Source organism: Ruminiclostridium cellobioparum subsp. termitidis CT1112, from assembly GCF_000350485.1.
Classification (GTDB): Bacteria; Bacillota; Clostridia; order Acetivibrionales; family DSM-1351; genus Ruminiclostridium; species Ruminiclostridium termitidis.
In genome coordinates this window covers 23,891-46,838 of sequence record NZ_AORV01000060.1, presented here as the reverse complement: position 1 = coordinate 46,838, position 22,948 = coordinate 23,891, and the positions used below count along the sequence as shown (strand labels likewise).

Below are 22,948 nucleotides of genomic sequence, written 5' to 3'. Positions count from 1 at the left end.
GTTGAAGTGAAATGAGTATTATAGGATTTGGAATGGCTACAGAAGAAACAGTTAGAAATTTTGAGCAGCATATAGGATTTTCATTACCAGATGATTATAAGCAATTTTTGATAGAATATAATGGGGGAACTCCACAAGTAAGATATAGCACTTTTACTGTCGAAGCATTAAGTGAAATTATCCCATTGGATGTGTTATACGGATTAGGTATTGATAGCGAGATGGATTTGCAGGATTGGAATGATGAGTATAGAAGTGATTTGCTTTCAAACAGCATAATAATTGGTCGTGATCCTGGAACAGGCATGGTTGTATTAATAAATGATGCGGAAATTAAGGGTGTATTCTACTGGGATCATTCACTTTTTTTTAATCAATCCAACGAAGAGGAAAATGTTTATAAAATTTGCGATAGTTTCCAAGAGTTTATTAACCAATTAAAAAAGCCATAACATAATATTATGAGCGGTAATAACAAGTTGGCTATGTTTTATTTATATAGTAAATTAATAAAAATCAGGTCTTAATGGGAGAAATATTCTCTGTTGAGATCTTTTCTTTTTGTCCCTGTAAAAGCCATAGGTGTCAGTAATGACTACCTAGTAACCCCTTGGCAAATGCGGTAATTCTCATAATCTGACCCATATAGTAACTCAATTGCATCAATCCGACCACCTCTCTTTATCCTGCATCATTTTCGACCCTTAGGTTCAGCACAATTTGTTCGGAAAAGTATCGGAACAAACAGTCGCCAAATTGCCCTCAAATTCCTTCTCAATCTGTGTATGGGTATTCGAACTCCATAGTCGCTTGAAAATCGGGAACAGGGGTAACACGTTTGCCACACAGGGCAAGGGATTTGATGATTGAAATGTGCTGCACGGATCAATTTCTCCAGCCCGGTTTCTGCTCAGTTCTTAAGGCACAGCCCATCCCCATGGTTCATGGTGAACCATAGCTTTCCTTATATATCAGGTAGACATAAAACAATAAAGGTGAACTCCTTGTGTATAACTGTCTCCTATAAATAAACTTCTCCCTTTTTTCAACAGTAACAGCCTTCCCAACAAATTCAAGGACATAAAAATATTGACAAAAAAGAAAAATAAATGTAATATAATATATAAAATGTAACTTTTTTACAGGCATTAACGGTACAGCATAGCTAAAAATGGTGATCAGTGGGGTGATTAAAAATGTTATTGAATATTCCACCGGTACATGTAGAAGGGCTGAACTGCAGGGAGGATATATTTTTTTCGGTGGCATCCCATTACAGGGGAGAATACCGGCTGGCTTTTTCCGGGGCTTTCAATTTTGAATACCTTCCTCCCGAGCCGGGAGAAGAAGGCTTAATGGGTAAAAGGATCGGCACCGGCAATAACAACCTGCAGGATTTACTGGAGATGCATTATGGATTTAAAATATCAACAGTAAAGGCTGAAACGGTTGGGGAGATCCTCAATACCATAAATGAACAGTTAAAGCTTGGGTATCCTACCGCCATATCCATAAATACCTACTGGTGTCCCTGGAGCCGGAATTATCAAAAACACAGCCTCGGACACACCTGCCTCGCCCTGGATATTGACGGCAGCAACAATATTGTATGTATTGATCCTGTAGCTGGACTGAATCACTTTAAGTTGCCCTATGCTGATTTCGAAAAGGGTTACGCCTTCTACTCGACATTTCATTTTGAAGAATCTTCAGGTGCTTTTGATTACAAAGCCATATTGTCGGAGTCTGTGGAAAAAATCCGGCAGTCGAATATTTTTAACAACCTGGAAAGTTTTATAATCGATTTTACAACAAGGTTTAATTTTGAAGACGAATTCAGGGGAGCCAGGTCCAACATATGGGGTGCACTGTTTTACAGAAATCTTATGTATGTGTCGGGTTCCAGACTCCTTTACTCCCAGTTCATAGACCATATAAATAAGAATTTACAGAATCCGTGCCTTGATGATATTGTTAATGATTTTCAAAATGTATCCACCAAATGGAAGGTTGCAATAAGCTGGCTGCTTAAAGGGGTATACACAGGTTATTCTCCTGTCATACACGATAAGGCACTCAAAATATTCGAAGATATTTTAAAAGAAGAAAGAAATATTCTCAGCAAGCTTCAAGATGCTATGGATAATTCCGGTTCAGCTCAAAATGAAGAGAATGCAAAAAACACCGGCTTTGATATTATAACTGAAGAGACCGAGTGCACTTTTATTGATTTAAAAGACATGTTTAATAATATTGCCTTCCACAGTATATGTTCAAAAGACTGCCCTGCCGACTTTACAGGAACGGGACATTATTTCCTGACACAGGAGGCTCCAGACGGACAAATTATATCATTGGGAAAAATGCGTTTTGAATTTCCTGTTTTGCGGGACGGGGTTTGTGACAACATATCCTGCAGCAGTCAGACCATACCTGTTCCTACAGGGGAATACAGGGGCATTTTCATTCTGGGCTCCAGCGAATGGGGGAATTATACTGAGCATATGACATTAAACCACGCTGGCGGAAACCGGGATACGGTGCGGATAGATCTCAGTGACTGGGCAGCCGGGCAGCCATTATACGACGAAAAGGTCATATGGAAGGGTAAGGTTTACGATAAAAACGAAGGCAGGCTGTATTATAATTTATATAGTATATTCGCCGTACAGAGGTTTTTTCCGGGTACTGTAAAGCTGGAAAGCATAACCCTGCCCCAGTGCACAAACATGCATATCTTTGCAATCACCCTCTTTAAATAGCTTAAAAAATAGCTTTAAACTTTTGGCTTATTCATTGAATCAGCTTCTGAAATATTGAATTTGTCTCTTCTTATACTTGGTTTTGTATTATTTTGGGTGTATTATAATAAGAAATAATGAATTTAAGGACAGGAACTTATGAAAATATCTGGTTTAAATAGCGGTAACTACAGGCATAGGGCTGTGGTTACCATATTTTTAGTAATTTTGTTGCTGGGTGCAGTTATATTCGCAAATAATAATGAAAGCTTTTATACCAGACCAATAGCTAAGATTACGTCAATAACAGAGACATATACAAAGCAGTCCGGTGACATTTATGGCAATTCCGAAAAGATATACACCCAGGATATAAAAGCAGTGGTGATGAATGGAGTTCACAGGGGAGAGATTATAACTCTGAGTAATAATACTTCCGAATCCCAGGTGTTTGATACCCGGTATGAAGTCAGGGACGAGGTTTTTATTTCATACAGGGAGGATGCTCAAAAAAATATCATATCAGCCGGTATCCTGGATTTGAAACGGGACAGGCAGCTTATATATATCATAATAATATTTGTATTTCTTATTGTTGTGATTGGAAGGAAAAAAGGTTTGAGATCACTGGCCAGTGTTTCTGTCAATATTATGATTTCATGGATGCTTATCGACCTTTACGTCAAAAGGTATAATGTTATTCTTATCACTGCGGCTGCCAGCCTATTGTTCATTCTGATATCCATTCTCCTGGTGAATGGGATCAATAACAAAAGCTTTGCGGCAATCTGCGGAACCATTGCCGGAACTCTGTTCTCACTTCTTCTGACACTTGCAGTCATCCTGGTTACCGACGGGAAAGGCATATATTACGACGAAATGGATTTTTTAGCCTATGACTCCACCAGGCTGTTTATTGTAGAAGTAATAATAGGTACTCTGGGTGGGATTATAGACATTGCAATAACCATCTCATCAGCCATCAATGAAATTTATATGAAAAATCCTGATATTGAGGTTAAAATGCTTGTCAGTTCCGGCAGGGAGATTGGGAAGGATATTATGGGAACCATGGCAAACGTACTTGTGTTTGCATATATCAGCGGAAGCATTCCCATGATAATACTCTGGATTAAGAATGGATATTCAACCTTCAACATCATAAATTATAACTTGTCCCTGGAAGTAACCCGGGCACTGACCGGGAGTATAGGCATAGTTATCAGTATTCCCATAACCATTTATATCTCGGTATTACTATTGACATATAAAAGAAGCGGAGTTAAAACATGAGTGTTACATTTGTATTATTGATAATTTTATTATTCCTGATGGCCGTAGTAGGAGAAAACAGAGGATTAAAGTCTTTCGCCATACTCATAGTGAACTTTTTTACCTTTTTTGCAATGCTTAAATTGATTTCTTCCGGTATAGACCCTGTTAAGGCCACGGTCATAGGCTGTATTGCAATCAGTTCCATTACTTTGTTTTTAATAAACGGCTTTAATAAAAAAACGGTTTCATCGTTTATAGCTGTATGCCTGGTAGTGCTGCTGACACTGTTATTGGTATATAAAATAGGTTCAGATGCCAGGCTGCAGGGTTTCAGCAATGAAAACCCGGGAAGAGCGGCATATCTATCATATTATGTTCATATTGACTTCTCAAAACTGGTCATATGTGAAATACTGATCGGGCTGATAGGTGCTGTTATTGATGTTTCCATTTCAATTTCATCCTCCATGCAGGAGATATTCAGCAATAATTCATACATTAATAAACATGACCTGCTGAAGTCCGGTATTAATATCGGCAGGGACATACTGGGCACCATGACAAACACTCTGCTTTTCGCATACATTGGCGGTTTTATGACACTTCTGCTCTGGTTTGATATAACAAACTATCCCTTGAGCAAATTGATCAATTCCAAACTGTTTTGTCCTGAAGTTTTTCAAATACTGTGCAGCGGCATAGGAATAATACTGATTATCCCTGTAACTGCAATCGTTACAAGCGCAATTCTTTTAATAAAGTTTCCGGCAGGAAAATTATCAGGCTCCCATTGACGGATAAGAACTTAAAGTACAGGTAAAATATACAATTTTCTCCTTATGATATTTTAATATGCTTTGGAAATGATATTAATACACACCATTGCTTACAATAAGGAGGAAATTATGGCTAAAAAGAGAGGTATTCCGGGCCTGTTTTCGCTTTTGACCTATAAAAAACCAAAAGAAGAGGAGAGTTTTTACATCCCTGAGACAGAAGAGGAGAAAAGACAGGCCAGAAAGATCAGGGGAGTAGAGCATAAGGTCAGGGGAATAATAAAGCCGACTCCGGTGTCAATGATAAAAAAGGTAAAGACAAAGGAACAGTCTAAAGGCAAAAATAAAGAAACAGCCAGGGAAGACCAATCCGGGGAAAAATATCAAGTTGTGAATAAAGACGATGGCAATATACTTGCTGAAGAGATTTCAAGAGATATTGATGAGAATATGGAGCTTGTTAAAAAGGCCTTTAATGCTGAAAAAAACAAGGATATCATCATCCGGGAATTCACTGTCGGGGGCAGACTCAGAGCTTTCATTTCATATATTGACGGTATGGCAGACAGGATTACCATAAACGATTTTATTATTAAACCCCTTATGATAAAAAAGGAATTTCAAGAGGAGGACTGCAGCCTGGACAGGATTCTCCGGGAAGTTCTTGAAACAAACCAGGCCACAAAAATTTCTGAAACCGGGGAAATGATATACGAGATCCTTGTGGGAAATACATGTTTGTTTGTTGAAGGCTGTGATTACTGCGTATCCAGTGAGACAAAGGGGTATGAAAGGCGTGCTGTGAGTACGCCCCAAACCGAAGGAGTCGTAAGGGGCTCCCAGGAAGCTTTCACGGAAAATATGCGCACCAATGTAACCCTGGTCAGGCGTATTGTAAAAAACAAGGATCTGTCAACGGAATTTCTGAAGATAGGTGCAAGAAATCAAAACCAATGTGCAGTGATGTACATTGACGGATTAATTAATCCGGCCATAGTAGAGGAGATAAAAAGAAGGATAAAAGGTCTGAAAACCGATTTTATAGCCGGCAGCGGAATGCTGGAGCAGTTTATTGAAGAAAATACCTGGTCAATAGTTCCGACCATTCTGTCCACGGAAAGACCTGACAGAACAGCCTCCCACCTTATAGAGGGCAAAGCTGCCATCATTGCAGACGGCACGCCATTTGCGCTGATAGTGCCTGTAAGTATTGCAACAATGCTTCACACACCTGAAGACACCACTTTGAGGTGGCAATACGGAACACTCCTGAGAATTATCAGAATTTTTGCCTTATTTATTGCAACCTTTATACCGGGACTTTATGTTGCATTAACAAACTTTCACAGAGAAATGATACCCACCGACCTGTTGATTGCAATTGCAAAAGCCCGTGAAAATGTACCTTTTCCAACTATTATCGAGGTTCTGCTGATGGAAGTGTCCTTTGAACTCATCCGGGAAGCAGGCATCAGAATACCCGGAATTATAGGAAATACCATAGGCATCATCGGAGCACTTATACTGGGACAGGCGGCAGTTCAGGCCAACCTGGTCAGCCCTGTCCTCATCATAATCGTTGCAATAACGGGTCTGGGGAATTTTGCGGTTCCCGATTTCAGTGTAGCTTTTGCAGCCAGAATTTCCAGGCTGGCTTTTATAATACTGGGAGCATTTCTGGGTTTTTACGGTATTTCCCTGGGCATAGTAGTGGGAGCTGTTATGCTGGCATGTACCAAATCCTTTGGTGTTCCCATGCTAACCTATTTTGCCCCTAAAGTCAGTAACAGTAACGATCTTGTTATAAGAAGGCCCATATGGATGCAGGAATTCAGGCCGGAGAATGTAAATCCTTTGGACGTCACAAGACAGTCGAAAGTGTCAAGAAAATGGGTTGAAGAAGCACCTGCTCCGGCTGAGGATTCCGATGAGGAAGAGCAGGAGGGTAAACGGGAGAGCAAAACAGAAGGCGAAGAAACAGGCGGCAAAGAGATAAAAGGAAGAGAAAAAAAGGGCAGCGGGAAAAGTGGGGAAGGCATTGAGGATGAGGAGGATGAAGAAGATGACGACGATCAGGAATAGGGAAGGCGCCTTCGGAACCTATGAGGCAATCTGCATTACCTCAACTTTGATGATAACAAAGATTTTCTATACCAGCATATCTGTAATCATTGACATTGAGGGGACGTCGGGCTGGATTGGCACTATTGTTTCCTGTCTGACAACTCTTGTGATGTTCTCTTTGATATATATGCTGATGAAACGCTTTCCCAATAAGGATATCACGCAGATATTCGAAGCAGTATTGGGGCGGTTTAGCGGAAAGGTGCTGTCTCTGGTGTTTTCGGCATACCTTTTGTTTTATGCTGCCTCAAGTCTCAGGGAGTTCGTAGAGATGATAAAAGCATATAACCTTCCTTATTCACCGCCAAGCTTATTGGTTTTCGCTTTTATAGCAGTGTGCGCCATAGTGGCTTATTATGGCCTGGAAGGGATTGCACGCATATCGGGAATCTTTTTTATTCCGGTCATTGTTGCACTATTTGTTATACTGCTGCTGGCAAGTCCGAATTATAATATCAATTATATGAAACCATATCTTGGATATGGATTAAAAGAGACAGTAGTCACAGGTCTGCTGCGGTGCTCAGCATATGACGAAGTGGTCATACTGGCCTTTATGATAAATTCCATGCATGGACTGAAAACCTTCAAAAGGGCCGGGTATTCCAGCATAATCATAACAGGTATCACCTTCAGCAGCAACCTGCTATGTAATGTGCTGGCCTTCACATATACAGGGGGAAGGGAAAACCTGTCCGGACTTTTTGAATTATCAAGAGCTATTTATTTCAATAGATTTGTGCAGAGACTGGAGTCGATCTTTCTGTTTGCCTGGGTTATATCCTCGCTGGTGTCGGTGGCAATAGCCTTCTATTTATCCATAAACATATATACCAAGGCCTTTAGAATCCCTGGGCACAGGCCGCTGATATTTCCCTTCAGCTTTTTATTGTTTATGGTGGCTCTCATTCCGAAGAATATGTCCGAGGTAGTTCAATTAAATATTCATTTCATCAGACAGTACAGCTGCTTTTTTATATATCTTGTACCTGTAATGATACTGTTTATTGCAGTAATATTCCGCAAAAGGGGTGATATTGTCCATGGTAAAAAGAATTAGTTTATTAATAATAGTCTGTCTGTTCATCGGCTCTGTTTCCACTGCCTGCTATGATGCCGTTGAGGTGGATGACGAGGTTTATGCACTGGTGCTTGGCCTTGATAAGGGAATAACAAATAAAATCAGGGTTACCATTCAATATCCCACGTACAAGAACTCGGGAGGAGGAAGCGGAGGAGGACAGGATAAGAAGGCCGGAGGCGGAGGGATGGAAGGCTCCAATGAAGCTGCCGGAACTAACATTCACACCATCGAGGCCCCATCCATTCTGGAAGCCCTTGATATGTACGGAATGGCTGTATCGAGAAGAGTATCCCTGATGCACATGAAAAATTTAATACTGTCCGAGGACCTGGTCAAGGAGGGAATACAGCCTTTTTTAGCTCCGCTGGCAAGATTCAGACAGGCGAGGAGAGTGGTTAATATAGCGGTGGTAAAGGGGCCCGCACAGGATTATATTCAAAACAATACGTCAAATATTGGTGAAAGCTTGTCCAAGGCAATGGAGCTGATGTCTGTTCAGGCAGACAATACAAGTTTCTTTCCCAGGGTCACCTTCTATAATTTTTATACCGCACTGCTGTCCACGTATGAGCAGGGTTTTACCGCATACAGCGGGATCAACGATTTCAAGCAGCTGCCGGAAGGGGAACAAAAAACGGAATCGCCTCTAAACCTTGACAATGGGTATGAGCCAGGGAGAATTCCCAGATCCGGTGTTGCAAAAAGGGAATTCGCCGGTACTGCCGTATTTAAAGGGGATAAGATGGTGGGAACACTGAACTCCGAAGAGACGAGATATTTTCTTATGATTACCGGGAAATTCAAGAGAGGGATAATAGATATTCAGGACGAGGAATTACCAGAGTATGTTATTCCTATGGATTTCCGGCTCAGCAGGAAGCCTGTCATAAAGGGCTATTTTAAAAAAGGACGGCCTGTTGTCAGTGTGAGTCTTGAACTGGAGGCGGATATAGGCTCAATACAGAGCAGAATAGATTATGAAGACAGGAACAAAATTGAAAAATTGAATGATGACGCCGAAAAATATATCCAGGAAAGAGTAACACAGGTAATCGGAAAGGTCCAGAACCAGTATAAATCCGATATTTTCGGTTTCGGACAACAATTCGCAGGCTATTTCTCTAATATCGGAGAGTGGGAAAAATTTAACTGGAACTCACATTTTCAGGAAGCCGGAGTCAATGTCAAAGCCAACGTAAATATCCGGAGGACCGGGCTTATGTGGAAATCCTCCAGGGTGACCGACAAGTAGCAGAAATTGCAAAGACAAAGGAAATACAGCTGGCGGCTGTCTGCAAAAGTTTTATATTACGGAAGACGGAGTGATTGATTTGATTTATATACTTTCTATTTTCATGCTGATGGCAGGGTACTACAGCCTCACCTATGGTGTAAGTCTATGGAGGGATGACCATAAAAGACTTGGAAGCGTTGGAGTTATACTAATATCGGTCTTAGGTACGTTAATTCCAATTGCATTCATGTTTTTTGAGCGGTAACGGTCCTGATACGGATATGACCGGGAATTTGAGAAATCTAATTTAATAATTACATTTATAATTAAATACCTATTTTCTTATAGGTGGAAGGGGAGCAGCCTTTTACGGCCTTAAAGGACCTGTTAAAGGTCACGATACTGTTAAAACCGACGGTATAGGCGATATCAGCTACCGACATGCTTGAATTTGTCAAATAATGTTCAGCCTGCTTGATCCTGTATTCATTCAAGTAACGGCTGAAATTTTTTTCTGTAATGTCCTTGAAGATCCTGGAAAAGTAAAATTCACTGAAGCCCACTGCCCTGGCCACATCTGCCAGTGAAATGTCATTCATGTAGTTTGTCTCGATAAACTTAAAGGCTTCGGACAGCTTGTCCAGCCCCTGAATTTTCTTCACTGTATCGGTCCTGTTTTGGGGTTTTACCCTATCCATGACATAATTCGAAGTAATGGCCAAAATGTCATAGAGCCTGGCACTTAAAAAAAGCTGATAACCAAAAGCCTTTTTATTGTAACTGTCAATTATACTTAATATATGGACTTTCAGATCATTATAGAACGGCAGCTCCTGCCTGGATATTCTGATGGTATTGGATATGAGGGGCTTGATAACGGTATTGCTTCCCAGAGCATTAAAGGCTGATGTCTCAAATTGGATGAAAAACCTCCTGCCATGGTTGTTCTTATTTGAAAATCCGTGAGTATCACCATTTGCAATGAACAGAATATCTCCCTCATCAAGTGCGATTTCGCTGTTATTGACATTGATGTTAAGTGTGTTTTTTTCAACATAAAGAAGTTCAACAGCGGGATGCCAGTGAACGGGGTAGGTAAAATCCACCTGAGTGTTGTCCTCCAACCTGAAGGGAATTTCTCCTGAAAATATATTCTTTTCGTGCAGACCTTCAACAAACATAAATATGCGGCTCCATACAGTGTATCTATATTACTTGTTTGGAATAAGACAAGCAGTCATATCAAGTATATCATTTTCCGGCATGATATTGTATGGGAAGTTAACCTGACGCGTTGTGCTAATTAAATTTATCTGTAAAGTAAAACAAAACTTTAATTAGCACAACGCGTCAACTTATGTTTTTGCCACTTTTGTTTCTGGCTTTATGCCAATTCGAAGCAGCCTCTCAGCACCTTGCAGCCTGTCAGGCTGACGCTTCTGGCATCCGGCTGGCTTCCGCCGACATAGACCTCGAAGATCCCGGGCTCCAGAACGGAATCGCCTTCATCGGTTACAAGCAGCATATCCTCCGCTGTCAAAGTCAGACTTACTTCTTTTTGTTCTCCGGGCTTGAGACTTACTTTCCGGACTCCTCTGAGCTGCCATCTGGGAGCAGTGACACTGGTTTCAACATCCTTCAGATAAAGTTGTACAACTTCACTGGCTTCCACACTTCCTGCATTTTTTATTTTAGCTGTACAGGTAATACTGTCTCCCGGTTTGATTTTATCCGAGGACAGGGTTAGGTCACTGAACTCGAAGCTGGTATAGCCCAGACCATAGCCGAATGGGTAAAGTGCTTCATTTTCCATATACTTATAAGTCCTGTTTTTCATGGAGTAGTCATGGAAATCGGGAAGTTCCTCGGTTGTCCTGTAGAAGGTCACAGGCAGCTTGCCGCAGGGACTGAATTCTCCGAAAAGCATTTGGGAGATAGCCCTTCCCCCTTGAGCACCGGGATACCATGCCTGAACGATGGCCGGCACATTTTTGTCAGCCCAGGCGACAGACAGGGCACTTCCTGCCAGCAGCACAAGGATGACCGGTTTGCCGGCAGCCGTTACTGCCTCCAGAAGCTGCTGCTGCAGCCCGGGAAGGTTCAGGTCGAATTTGTCGCCTGCCCCATATTCGTTTCCTGCATCACCTTCTTCACCTTCAATGGTGGCGTCAAGTCCGAGACAGAGTACGACAACATCTGATTTCTCGGCTGCAGCCACGGCTTCGGCGATTCTGTCGTTTGGTATAGCCAGGCCTTCAACTTTATCCTTGTACAGGTGACAGCCCTGGGAATAATTTATTCTGACAGTGTCGGGCAGTATTTCGCGGATGCCGTCCAATACTGTGATATACTGTGACGGAGTTCCAAAATAGTTGCCCATGAGGGCATCCCTGCTGTCGGCATTGGGACCGATGACGGCAATGGACTTCAAGCCGTTCTTTTTAAGAGGAAGCAAACCGTCATTTTTCAGAAGCACCAGAGATTCTCTTGAAGCTTTAAGAGCAAGAGCCCTGTGGTCTTTACAGTCAACCACATCATAAGGGGTATCTGCAAAAGGAACCTTTTCATCCCTGTCGAACATACCCAGCTTCATACGGGTCATCATCAGGCGGGTGACCGATTCGTTTATCTTCTCTTCGGTAATGAGGCCCTCCTGGTATGCAATCATCAGGTTCAGATACATATTACCGCAGTTGGTGTCACAGCCGTTGTTGACAGCCAGTGCAACTGATTCGGGAGCTGTTTTTGTAACCATGTGATGTTCGTGGAAGTCCTTGATTGCCCAACAGTCCGAGGTTACATGTCCCTGGAAGCCCCAGTCGTCCCTGAGAATGTCCTGGAGCAGGGTTTTACTTCCGCAGCAGGGCTCACCGTTGGTTCTGTTATAGGCACCCATTACAGCTTCAACCTTTGCATCCTGCACCAGTTTTTTGAAGGCAGGCAGGTAGGTTTCATACATGTCTTTCCTGGAGGCTACCGCGTTGAAGCTGTGACGCTCTCCCTCGGGGCCGCTGTGTACGGCAAAGTGCTTGGCGCAGGCCGCAGTTTTCAGGTATTTGCTGTCGTTTCCCTGGAGGCCCTCAACAAACTTAATGCCAAGCAGGGCGGTGAGATACGGGTCTTCGCCATAGGTCTCGTGGCCGCGGCCCCAGCGGGGATCTCTGAAGATATTGATATTTGGTGACCAGAAGGTAAGACCCTTGTAAATGTCATGGTCGTCTCTTCTCTGGAATTCGTGGTATTTTGCCCTTCCCTCGGTGGAAATAACGTCGGCGATCTCAAAGATCAAATCCTCATCAAAAGTTGCAGCCATACCGATGGCCTGCGGAAAAACAGTTGCTGTTCCGGCCCTGGCAACGCCGTGCAGCGCCTCGTTCCACCAGTTGTAGGAAGGTATTCCCAAATGGGGTATTGCCGGGGAATTGTAGAGCATCTGAGATGTTTTTTCCTCAAGAGTCATTCTGGATACCAGATCCTTGACACGTTCCTCAAAACTTAAATTTTCATTCATGTAAGCCGGTTTTTCGTGAGTCATATTAACCTCCTAAGCCATATTATGGCTTTGAGCCGCATAGCAGCCATAAATATTATAAAAATTTTTTTGCTCCCGTATCCGCTGAGAGGCGAATACTGCTAATTTTACCTTATTCACTAATTAATAATATATCCCAGTTATTTTTATATGGCATTTCATTTCTTGTCCAATATTAATCATTTCATGCTGTGGACTGTAAGCTAAAAATTTTTTAAAAAAATGTTAATAACAGCATTACACTTTTTAAGCAGTGCGCGAGGCTGGTATTAATCAATGGATTGCCTGATCAGAAGAGCTTGCTTGAAATTTGTGGGCTTACTCAAAGCACATCATGCCGGGAAATTGACAGGATGTCAATTTGAGCAGCACTCGAGACCCGGATGGTCGAGTTGCTGCGACGGCTGAGAGGTGCTTTGAGTAAGCCTTACTATTTCAGGCAAGTTCTTCGGGGGCAATCCATTTATTAATACCGGCCGGGAGCACTGCTTTCAAGTCTAAAAAACTTATTAATTTTTTCAAAAACAAAAGCCGGGTCAAATATTGTCGCAGTATATGGTTAAAATATGTGTATCGAAAAAGCGGCTGCTATAAAAAAAGATGGGAGGTGACGAAATGAAGGAAAAAGATTTTGAGCAGTTATTGGGCTGTTTGGATATTATACGCAATATGTACGAGCATATAAGGTTTGTGGACCCTGTAAATTCAAAAGTGATAAATGTAAATGAAAAGAATGAGATAGATACCGAAGCTGAAGAAATAAAATGCTACACCTTCTGGGGAAACACAACTGTGTGTAAAAATTGTATTTCCATGCGCGCTTATATAGAAAATAAATCCTTTGTAAAAATAGAATATAACCCGGATAAAATTGTTATGACAACTGCTGTGCCGGTGGAATTGAAGGAAGGACGGGTGGTGGTTGAACTCATGAAGGATGCTACCGACAGTTTGATTTTCGAAAACAAATTGAGCGGTGACATAACAGAGCTGCTCATAATGATAGACAATATCAACAATCTGGCTGTAAGAGACGCCCTGACAGGGATATATAACAGAAGGTATATCAACGAGAAACTTCCCATAGAGCTGATATCATCCATCGTCAATAAAAAACTGCTGTCGGTAATAATGATTGATATTGATCATTATAAAAGAGTCAATGATACCTATGGACATCTGGTAGGGGATATGGTACTGAAGACTCTGACCGGAATTATCCAGTCCTGCATCCGAAGAGATACCGACTGGCTGGCCCGGTACGGCGGGGAGGAGTTTTTAGTGTGCCTTCCCGGAGCGCCTTTGCGAATGACGGTTGAAATTGCCGAGAGCATGAGAAAGGCAATTGAAAGCAGGGCAATTGTGAGCGGGGAACATGAAATAAAGGTAACTGCAAGCTTTGGAGTGAGCTGCAGAATATATACCAAGGACAATAATTATGAGGATGTCATTGAGGAAGCCGACAAGAATCTCCTTTTGGCCAAACGAAATGGAAGGAACAGGGTGGAATGGTGATTTTGTTTTGTTATTTAATTATTTGTGTTATCATTTATACTGTTACTTCTATTGCACATTTAAATTTACAGCATATGGGAATGAGATAAATCTATGGTCAAGAATGTAAAAATACACTTGTTATATACTGTTACTGCACTTTTTTGGTTTTCTACGTACATATATTCACCGGTACTGCCGACTTATATAAAATCACTGGGGGCGTCATACCTGATGGTGGGACTAATATTAGGCTGCTATGGAGTGGGTCAGCTGGTGTTCAGAGTGCCAATCGGCATTATTTCCGACAGGCTGGGGAAAAGAAAAATATTTATAAGCCTTGGGTTTTTATCACTGGTAATATCTTCGGCAGGCTTGTATTTATATGATCAGCCCATGCTTATTCTGGTTTTCAGAAGTTTTTCAGGAGTTGCTTCTGCGTTCTGGGTCATATTTACAGTACTTTACTCCAGCTATTTTGATGAAAGCGAAGCAACCAAAGCAGTGGGGATATTAAATGCCTTCTGTAACGGAGGGATATTGCTGGGGCTGGTTTCAGGAGGGTTCATCGTAGACGGTTTCGGCGTCAGGGCTACATTCTTTGTATCCCTGATAATCGCTGCAATAGGTCTCCTCTTGAGCTTTGGCATTTCGGAAAAGAAGCTGGAAAGGAAACCAGCCCAGGTCAAAGAACTGCTCACGGTGGTCCGGGAGGGCAATTTTCAAACGGTTGCGGCAATCGGTGTAATCTGCCAGTTTGTATCCTTTGCAACAATTTATGGTTTTACTCCGGTTGTGGCAAAAAATCTGGGGGCTTCGGAATTTCAGATTGCCATGCTTACAGCCCTGTCGGCAGTTCCGGGGGTAATAGGCTCTGCGCTCAGCGGTTCCTTCTTTGCCCGGAAGCTTGGGGAACGCAGGACAATAATCTATGGTCTTATAATTTCAGCGGCTTCCTGCTGTATAATACCCTTTTCGCATAATCTGGCCATGCTCTCTGTTTCACAGCTTTTAGGAGGCTTTGGAACGGGAACGGTTTTCCCGCTGCTTATGGGACTCAGCATACAGAATGTACCCGGTGACAAACGGGCAACTGCCATGGGTGTTTTTCAGGCAATATACGGTCTGGGTATGTTCATGGGGCCGACCGTGGTCGGAGCACTGACGGATGGGATCGGTATAAAGTGGGGATTCATTACCATAGGTGCAGTGGCTCTGGCAGGAATTTTTGTGGCAATGCAATATAAGCAGGAGAGAGTCAATTCCGGAGAGAAAGCCGGCACCGGCCTGAACCTCAAATAATATACATTCGCAGCATATAAGGGGATATTTATGAAGCAGAAGAAAAAAGCAGGTATGGCACTGCTGTGCAATCAAATGATTTTAATGGCAATGATATTATCCTCCACAGGGCTTGCCCTTCCAAGACTGAAGGAGGAAATCGGTCTGACCCCGGTACAGCAGGGAAGTCTGGTAAGTATCCAGTATTTCGGCTTTACAATAGCCGTACTCCTGGGCGGAATTTTACTGGACAAATTCGGAAAGCTTAGAATTTTGAGCCTGTCTTTTGGAATACTGGCTTTTGCATCATTTTTGTTCGGAGCAGCATCGCAATACTGGATGACTGTCCTTGGAGTCCTGCTGATCGGGGGTTTTGGAAGTATCACCCAAAATGCGCTCATATCTCTGGCCACAGGCTATGACAAACAAAACGCTGAAAAAAATAATGCATTCATAAACATGTTTTTTACTGTGGGAGCTGTATTGACCCCTATGCTGCTGTTGATTTTTATGCTCCTGTTCAGTAAGTGGAGATATGCATATTACCTGGTGGGAGGTTTGTGCCTGATGGTGGCATTGATAACATCGGGCTACAGGGATGAGAAGACCGGTAACCAGCTATCTTTTAAGAATACTATTTCAATATATATTAAAGCCCTGAAAACACCGTCATATTTGATAGCGCCGTCGGCACTGTTTTTGTATGTGGGAGCAGAGATAGGTATTTGGGGCTTTGCACCGGTATTTTTTGAAAACCAGGGTTATGGGAGGGTTTCAGGTATATTGGCGAGTATCCTTATCTGGGTTTCGATGTTTGCAGGAAGATCTCTTTCAGTAAGGCTGCTGAAAAGCTATAATATGTCCCGGATCCTTATAGCGCATGGGATTCTGGCTGTAGTAGCTTTGACCTGCGTTATTTTCTCGGGTCAGACAGCTTCAATAATCTGGATCGGAATATCAGGTTTTGCATGTGCACCTTTTTACCCGCTGCTGGTGACCTGGATGACACGGATAACAGGCGAAAAAAGCAGCAGTGCTCTGGCCCTGGCAATGGCTTTCGGATCTATGGGGGCTGTGCTTGCGGGATGGATTTCGGGCATGGTGGTTGACAATTGGGGGGCCAGGTATATCACAGCTGTACCGGCATTTTCGCTGGTGTTGGTTGTCGTATTGCTGGCAGTCTTCAAAAACAAAAGGACAGCGGAATAACAGAATAACGAAATTTTACATAAAGACAATTGCAATAAATGAGTTATTGTTTATAATGGTGCGCCTGCGCTATTAAATAGTACTCACATATATTTCAATTGTCTTTTTCGATATTAATAAAAATTATGCTGCCATTGAATATCAAATCAAAATATATAGAAAACTAGAAGATGAAATTTAAATTCAAATTCCGGCATGAAAAGCAAAAAATAAATCAAATAAATGTATTGACTTAAATGGTAAACAAAGGTATAGTATTATCAATATATATTAAACTTATCGTAATACTAGGAATTAAATAGGAGGTGGCCATATGAGCCGAAAATTAAGTTTTGATACTTTACAGGTACATGCAGGGCAGGAAGTAGATCCAACAACCAGATCCAGAGCTGTTCCCATTTACCAGACTTCATCATATGTATTCGAGGATGCCGACAACGCAGCAGATTTATTTGGTTTGAGAGCATCCGGAAACATCTATACGAGAATAATGAATCCTACCAATGATGTTTTTGAAAAAAGGATAGCGGCATTGGAAGGCGGAACTGCTGCTCTGGCTGTAGCCTCAGGTTCGGCGGCGGTTACCTATTCAATTTTAAATATTGCAGGTGCAGGAGATAACATAGTTTCGGCAAACACCATATATGGCGGTACCTATAACCTGTTCGCCGTGACACTTCCAAAGTATGGTGTAACCACAACCTTTGTAAATCCCGATGACCTGGAGAACTTTGAAAAGGCGATAAATGACAAGACAAAGGCCATATTCATCGAGTCCATCGGAAATCCAAATGCAAATATAATAGATATAGAGGCGGTAGCCGACATTGCACATAAAAACGGAATCCCTCTTTTAATTGATAATACTTTCGGGACTCCATATCTGGTCAGACCCATAGAATACGGTGCCGACGTGGTAATTCATTCGGCAACAAAATTTATTGGCGGACACGGAACTTCAATCGGGGGAGTAATAGTTGACGGAGGCAAATTTGATTATGCTGCCAGCGGCAAATTCCCGGGCTTTACACAGCCTGATGAAAGCTATCACGGAGTGGTGTATTCACAATTGGGCGGAGTTGCTTTTGTAACAAAAACGAGAGTGCAGCTTTTAAGAGACACAGGTGCGGCAATCAGCCCCTTTAATTCCTTCCTTTTCATTCAAGGACTTGAAACCCTGTCCCTGAGAGTTGAAAAACATGTCAGCAATACAAAGAAAATCGCTGAACATCTGGAAAATCATCCTCTTGTAGAGTGGGTTAATTACCCAAGCCTCAAGAGCAACAAATACTATGAGCTGGCGCAGAAATACGTTCCAAAGGGAGCAGGTTCAATATTCACCTTCGGAATAAAGGGTGGGATAGACGAGGCGAAGAAATTCATTGACAGTCTTGAAATATTCTCACTGCTTGCAAATGTTGCTGATGCAAAATCCCTGGTCATACACCCTGCCACAACCACTCATTCACAGCTGTCTGAAAAGGATCTTGCCGAGTCGGGCGTTACACCCAACACAGTCCGCCTGTCCGTGGGGATAGAGGATGCCGACGATCTCATATATGACCTTGACCAGGCCCTGGAAAAAATAAAATGACACAGCTGCCATAATGTAGATTTATCCATAATATAGTTCCCATAATAAGGCTGCTGCAAAACCAAAGCAAATGAAATACATATGAAAGATATTATAACTATGCTTCGTCATATGGAAGCGTACTTGTATGATAATATCAATCGTGTATGGCTTTTGCCCGGTTTTGCGGCAGCTCTTTTTGTTATTGGGGCATAACTTGTGCAGTGACTTTGTTCTTTGTGGTTGACATTTCATTTCATAAATATATAATTTATATTACTACGTTCAGTGGGAAACCGGTGTTTAAAAATGCTGATGCACGGCCGGATAAACACTTTAATGGCTTTGCCCTTAGCCGCCGGAAGCAACGTGACACTGAAAAAACGCAGCATGTGCAATTGACGCCTTACCCGGCTCACGGTAAGTGCGAAAGCTGTATAAAAACTATTGTGAGCCGGAAAGGCCTGTGGGACTTGATATGCCAATCAGAATACCTGATAATCTACCAGCAGCAGAAATTTTAAACAAAGAAAATATATTTGTCATGTTTGAGGACCGGGCATACCATCAGGATATAAGGCCCCTTAAAATAGTCATATTAAACCTGATGCCAACAAAAATAACCACAGAGACACAGCTGCTGAGACTAATAGGAAATACACCAATACAGATAGAAACGGTTTTGCTGTATCCTGCATCCCATATACCAAAAAACACACCGGAGGCGCATCTCCTTGAGTTCTACAAAACCTTCGATGAAATCCGGAACGAGCATTTCGACGGATTGATAATAACGGGCGCTCCTGTGGAGCAAATACCCTTTGAACAGGTGAACTACTGGGAGGAACTGACCCGCATCATGGACTGGAGCCTCACGAATGTCTACTCCACGCTTCATATATGCTGGGGTGCACAGGCCGGCCTGTATTATCACTACGGCATTCCCAAATATGATATTCCGAACAAAATCTTCGGCGTATTCCCCCACACAAAGAGTAAAGAGCATGTCAAGCTGCTCAGAGGCTTTGATGATATATTCTATGTACCTCACTCAAGGCATACCGAGGTAAGAAAGAAAGATATCTCCGGGGTGGACGGGCTGGAAATCCTGTCGGAGTCCGAAGAAGCGGGGGTATATCTCGTAGCCTCAAAGGACGGAAGACACATATTTGCAACAGGACACAGCGAATACGATCCGCTTACGCTTAAGGCCGAATATGTCAGGGATGTGGAAAAGGGACTGGAAATAGAGGTGCCCAAAAACTATTTTCCCGGCGATGATCCGGACAAACAGCCTATAGTAAGATGGAGGGGACATGCGAATCTCTTATTCCTGAACTGGCTGAACTATTATGTGTACCAGGAAACTCCGTACGATTTGACAAAGATAGGCAAGTGAGCCGGAAGAATATTGTTACCTATGAGCACCTAAAAGTTTTTAACAATCCATATCTTTTTCATCTGGTGTCCGCCGATTCACTTTGAAGACCCGGACACCCTGGTAGTGTAGTTATTGCGACATTGATTGCTGTGCCAGGGGGAGGACCGGTACAGGATGGGGATGGGGTAGCAGTCTTTTTGGGTGCTCATAGGGTAGATAGAAATACTCTATCTACTTTACATAATATTTCCGGACATAATAAAATGTTACTATTTTAAATCACTATTTCCTCTTATTTTTTGAATACTTCTGATTACCGCATCCTTTGAATTACCCCAGGGGGCATCATTGTACCTGTAGTCGAATTTTTTGGTAAACCAGTCAACTTCCTTCTCGATCCGATCCATATTGGCAAGCTGCAATTCCATTAAATTTTTAGTAAAGATTGCTGTCTCATTGGCATTAAGGTATTTTTTGGTAGAGGACAGCAGCAGCTTCAAATGTTTCAGGCAGAATCCCTTTTTTGAATGGAACTTCTCCCTGAAATCAGGTTCCTTGAAATACAGGTGAAAAACAACATCGATATATCTGTCCATGGTGTGTTCAAGCTTACGGCATATGGCACAGCTTTTTTCGATGTTGTCCAGCTGTGATACCAGCTCGGCCACAAGTTTTTCGGTATCGGTCTGCTTCGAGGACAGCTTGTTGGACAGGTTTTTTACCAGACCTGTGGAGGCGTCCTTATTCAGGGCTTCGGCCTTGCTGTCGTAAAGTTTTTTCATAGCTTTGTTTTTTTCCTGGAGGAAGGTATCGATCATCAGAGCCAGTCCAAGGCGGTTGGACTGTTTGTTGTACATGGCTTCGAAATGAGTGCGGCAAAACCCGAGTTCATTGGTCTCCTGGCGTTTGTCAGGTTCCATGAGAGCAGGTCCCAGTGCATATTCAACACTTTCCTCCTCAAGTTTTTTCTCCAGGACGCAGAGCGGACATTCGCATTCCACTGCAAAAGCGTCTGTAACAGGCAGGGTATAAATCTTTTCCTTCATAAGATATGTTTCTCCTATAACTATACTTAAACTATAAATTATAAATTAATTAAGCCATCAATCCATATTTGTCCGGCAAATATGCCATTATAAACCATATTTCAATCATATTTGAACCGGGCAGTATTATTTGACATTTGCCCGCTTCGACCTGTTGTATTACAATAATGAATTATATCACTTTATTGACAGTTCGGATACCGCAATCCATTCAGAGAAAAATTGATTCAACAAAAAACATATGGGTAAGAACTAATAGTAAAAGGGGTTAAAAAGGAGAACACTCATGAATTACAAGGGTTATATGTTAGAAGAAAAAGGCGGCTGCCTGAGGGTGGGGAATGTAAAGGATTTTGATCTGACGCATATATTTGAGTGCGGACAATGCTTCAGGTGGATCAAACAGCCCGACGGAAGCTACAGGGGGATTGTCAACGGCAGAGCGGCCAGGGTGAGCTTTGACGGAGAGACGCTGTATATAGAAAACTCGGGAATACAGGACTTTATGGATATTTGGTTTGATTATTTTGATCTGGGGACCGATTATTCCCGGATAAAGGCAGTCCTGGAGAGGGACGAAGTCATGCGGGAGGCCATAAAGACCGGTTACGGAATAAGGCTGCTGCGGCAGGACTTCTGGGAGATGCTCATTTCCTTTATCATTTCAGCCAACAATATGATACCGAGAATAATGAAAACCGTGGATACACTTTCCATGCTGAAGGGCGATTGCATCGAGGCCGGCAGTTCCAGCTACAGCTTTCCCGGAATTGAACAGCTGTCGGCGGCTTCGCTGGAGGAAATACAACAGTGCAGGGCCGGCTTCAGGTGTAAATACATTTATCAGACCGCTCAGCTGATGAAGGCTGGAAATATCACCAGGGACAGGCTTATGGAGATGAAAACCGAAGCCGCCAGAAAAGAACTTATGACGTTCCCTGGAGTGGGCCCGAAGGTAGCCGACTGCATCCTGCTGTTCAGCGGCTTGAAATTTGATGTTTTTCCCACCGATGTCTGGGTAAAAAGAGTCATGGAGGAGCTGTACCTGAAAAGGGAAGCCAGTCTCAAGGAAATACAGCAGTATGCCGGAGATAATTTTGGAGCTTTGACAGGGTATGCCCAGCAGTACCTGTTTTACCATGCAAGGCTGAACAGGATAGGGATGTCCCCCCGAAAATAATATGCGGTTGCTTCGTACGGAACTTTTTATCCATCGCTTCTATATTATGTAGTATGACAGCAATAGTAGCTTCACAGCAAAATAAGGGCACATATAATAATTTTTTATGCAGATGGAGTGGTTTTTATGAAGTGCATAGCAGTATTGGAAACGGGTAATTATGTATATAAGCTGGAATCTGCTCTTGAAAGGAAAGGTCTAAAATTCGATATAGTTTCGACTCCATGTAATGTGGCTAAAGGCGGCTGTGGTTTGTGCCTGAAATTTCCGGAAGAGTATCTCCCTGTTGTAAGAAACGTGGCAGTTGAGTGCCATACGCCTGTAAAGGCTTTTTACAGGGTTGTACCGGGCTTCACAAAAAACAGGTATCAGAGAATATAGTAAAGAGATTCATTATGAGAAAGATAACGGCAGATAGCAGGAGATAGATTACCCATACAATTTTTTAAAATATTTTACAATGTATGTTACAGGTGTTATAATAGGGCTATAAAACGCAGTGAATGATAGGATTTGAGTCACATCAGGCTTATCTTTTCCAAGTTAATAAGATATCCTGAAATGAGCGAATAAAACCTTTTATTTTGAACCTACATCTGTAATAAGGGAGTCTGCTGTCTGGTATTCTATGTCAGGCCTTGGTTAATTCCGACACACGGCGTGAACGTTGTGCAACGGCGAAGGAAGACTGAAAATGCCACCGGGACACCCACCTAGCTTGGGCTAGGTGTCAAAATACTGGGGACGCCATTTTGGGAATTACTTAAAAGCATAGGGGGCAGAAATGCCCCTTCGCTTTGTCCAAAAAAGTTAGCTCACTCCTTATTTACATAGAATTTCAAAACTGTTAAAATGTCTATAACTAATGCCGTACTTATCCTGATATTTTAAATGCGGATTGAAAAAGCTATAGATAGATATAGAGAACAGATATGAATAATAAGCCATGTATCAGGGCATTTTTACCGGAATATACTGTATAGGGAATAACACTGCAAGCATTATAGCTGCAAACAAT

The 22,948-nt window shown here is 42.3% G+C and carries 17 protein-coding genes and 1 other RNA gene; 15 read left to right on the top strand and 3 right to left on the bottom strand.

Annotated elements, in window-relative coordinates; translation table 11 throughout:
* Positions 1-11 precede the first annotated feature (11 nt).
* The 7 genes from CTER_RS20945 (at position 12) to CTER_RS20915 (ending at position 9,252) form a co-directional block, all read left to right on the top strand.
* Positions 12-452, top strand: coding sequence for an SMI1/KNR4 family protein (locus CTER_RS20945; protein WP_004629252.1), 441 nt, complete (start codon positions 12-14; stop codon positions 450-452).
* Between the two features lie 744 nt (positions 453-1,196).
* Positions 1,197-2,762, top strand: coding sequence for a hypothetical protein (locus CTER_RS20940; RefSeq protein ID WP_004629064.1), 1,566 nt, complete (start codon positions 1,197-1,199; stop codon positions 2,760-2,762).
* Between the two features lie 138 nt (positions 2,763-2,900).
* Positions 2,901-4,034 (top strand): YibE/F family protein, encoded by a 1,134-nt coding sequence (locus CTER_RS20935; RefSeq protein WP_004629026.1) that lies wholly within the window; start codon positions 2,901-2,903, stop codon positions 4,032-4,034.
* Entirely contained in the window at positions 4,031-4,810 is a 780-nt protein-coding gene (locus tag CTER_RS20930) for a YibE/F family protein (protein WP_004629150.1), read from the top strand. Before CTER_RS20935 ends, CTER_RS20930 begins: the two co-directional genes overlap by 4 nt.
* 111 nt (positions 4,811-4,921) lie before the next feature.
* Positions 4,922-6,874: a spore germination protein gene (locus CTER_RS20925; RefSeq protein WP_004629104.1), complete on the top strand. Its 1,953-nt coding sequence runs from the start codon at positions 4,922-4,924 to the stop codon at positions 6,872-6,874.
* Positions 6,846-7,976, top strand: coding sequence for a GerAB/ArcD/ProY family transporter (locus tag CTER_RS20920; protein ID WP_242835043.1), 1,131 nt, complete (start codon positions 6,846-6,848; stop codon positions 7,974-7,976). Before CTER_RS20925 ends, CTER_RS20920 begins: the two co-directional genes overlap by 29 nt.
* Entirely contained in the window at positions 7,960-9,252 is a 1,293-nt protein-coding gene (locus CTER_RS20915) for a Ger(x)C family spore germination protein (RefSeq protein WP_004629124.1), read from the top strand. The genes CTER_RS20920 and CTER_RS20915 overlap by 17 nt, the downstream gene beginning before the upstream one ends.
* Positions 9,253-9,560: 308 nt before the next feature.
* Here the strand turns inward: CTER_RS20915 and CTER_RS20910 are convergent, their stop codons facing one another.
* Positions 9,561-10,415, bottom strand: a complete 855-nt coding sequence (locus CTER_RS20910) for an AraC family transcriptional regulator (RefSeq protein WP_004629068.1) — start codon at positions 10,413-10,415, stop codon at positions 9,561-9,563.
* Between the two features lie 203 nt (positions 10,416-10,618).
* Positions 10,619-12,769: a glycoside hydrolase family 3 C-terminal domain-containing protein gene (locus tag CTER_RS20905; RefSeq protein ID WP_004629212.1), complete on the bottom strand. Its 2,151-nt coding sequence runs from the start codon at positions 12,767-12,769 to the stop codon at positions 10,619-10,621.
* Positions 12,770-13,381: 612 nt separating this feature from the next.
* Here CTER_RS20905 and CTER_RS20900 point away from each other — a divergent pair.
* The 5 genes from CTER_RS20900 to metA all read left to right on the top strand — a co-directional run bounded on the left by CTER_RS20900 (position 13,382) and on the right by metA (position 19,722).
* Positions 13,382-14,281, top strand: coding sequence for a GGDEF domain-containing protein (locus tag CTER_RS20900; protein ID WP_004629004.1), 900 nt, complete (start codon positions 13,382-13,384; stop codon positions 14,279-14,281).
* A gap of 93 nt (positions 14,282-14,374) precedes the next feature.
* Positions 14,375-15,562, top strand: a complete 1,188-nt coding sequence (locus CTER_RS20895) for an MFS transporter (protein WP_004629141.1) — start codon at positions 14,375-14,377, stop codon at positions 15,560-15,562.
* Between the two features lie 30 nt (positions 15,563-15,592).
* Complete coding sequence (locus CTER_RS20890; RefSeq protein ID WP_004629255.1) at positions 15,593-16,750, top strand: MFS transporter; 1,158 nt, start codon at positions 15,593-15,595, stop codon at positions 16,748-16,750.
* A gap of 313 nt (positions 16,751-17,063) precedes the next feature.
* Positions 17,064-18,344, top strand: a complete 1,281-nt coding sequence (locus tag CTER_RS20885; protein WP_004629016.1) for an O-acetylhomoserine aminocarboxypropyltransferase/cysteine synthase family protein — start codon at positions 17,064-17,066, stop codon at positions 18,342-18,344.
* 457 nt (positions 18,345-18,801) lie between these two features.
* Positions 18,802-19,722 (top strand): homoserine O-acetyltransferase MetA, encoded by a 921-nt coding sequence (gene metA, locus CTER_RS20880; RefSeq protein ID WP_004629146.1) that lies wholly within the window; start codon positions 18,802-18,804, stop codon positions 19,720-19,722.
* Between the two features lie 251 nt (positions 19,723-19,973).
* Here metA and CTER_RS20875 read toward each other — a convergent pair whose 3' ends face one another.
* Positions 19,974-20,750 carry a DUF6062 family protein gene (locus CTER_RS20875; protein ID WP_004629030.1) on the bottom strand — a complete coding sequence of 259 codons (777 nt, stop codon included), beginning with the start codon at positions 20,748-20,750 and terminating at the stop codon, positions 19,974-19,976.
* A 286-nt stretch (positions 20,751-21,036) separates the two neighbouring features.
* On the opposite strand from CTER_RS20875, the gene CTER_RS20870 reads away from it, so the two are divergent.
* The 3 genes from CTER_RS20870 (at position 21,037) to ssrS (ending at position 22,693) form a co-directional block, all read left to right on the top strand.
* Positions 21,037-21,930 (top strand): DNA-3-methyladenine glycosylase family protein, encoded by an 894-nt coding sequence (locus CTER_RS20870; RefSeq protein ID WP_004629241.1) that lies wholly within the window; start codon positions 21,037-21,039, stop codon positions 21,928-21,930.
* A gap of 126 nt (positions 21,931-22,056) precedes the next feature.
* Positions 22,057-22,311, top strand: coding sequence for a putative Se/S carrier protein (locus CTER_RS20865; RefSeq protein ID WP_004629072.1), 255 nt, complete (start codon positions 22,057-22,059; stop codon positions 22,309-22,311).
* A 169-nt stretch (positions 22,312-22,480) separates the two neighbouring features.
* Positions 22,481-22,693: non-coding RNA, 6S RNA (gene ssrS / locus CTER_RS27785), on the top strand.
* The last annotated feature ends 255 nt before the right edge of the window (positions 22,694-22,948 follow it).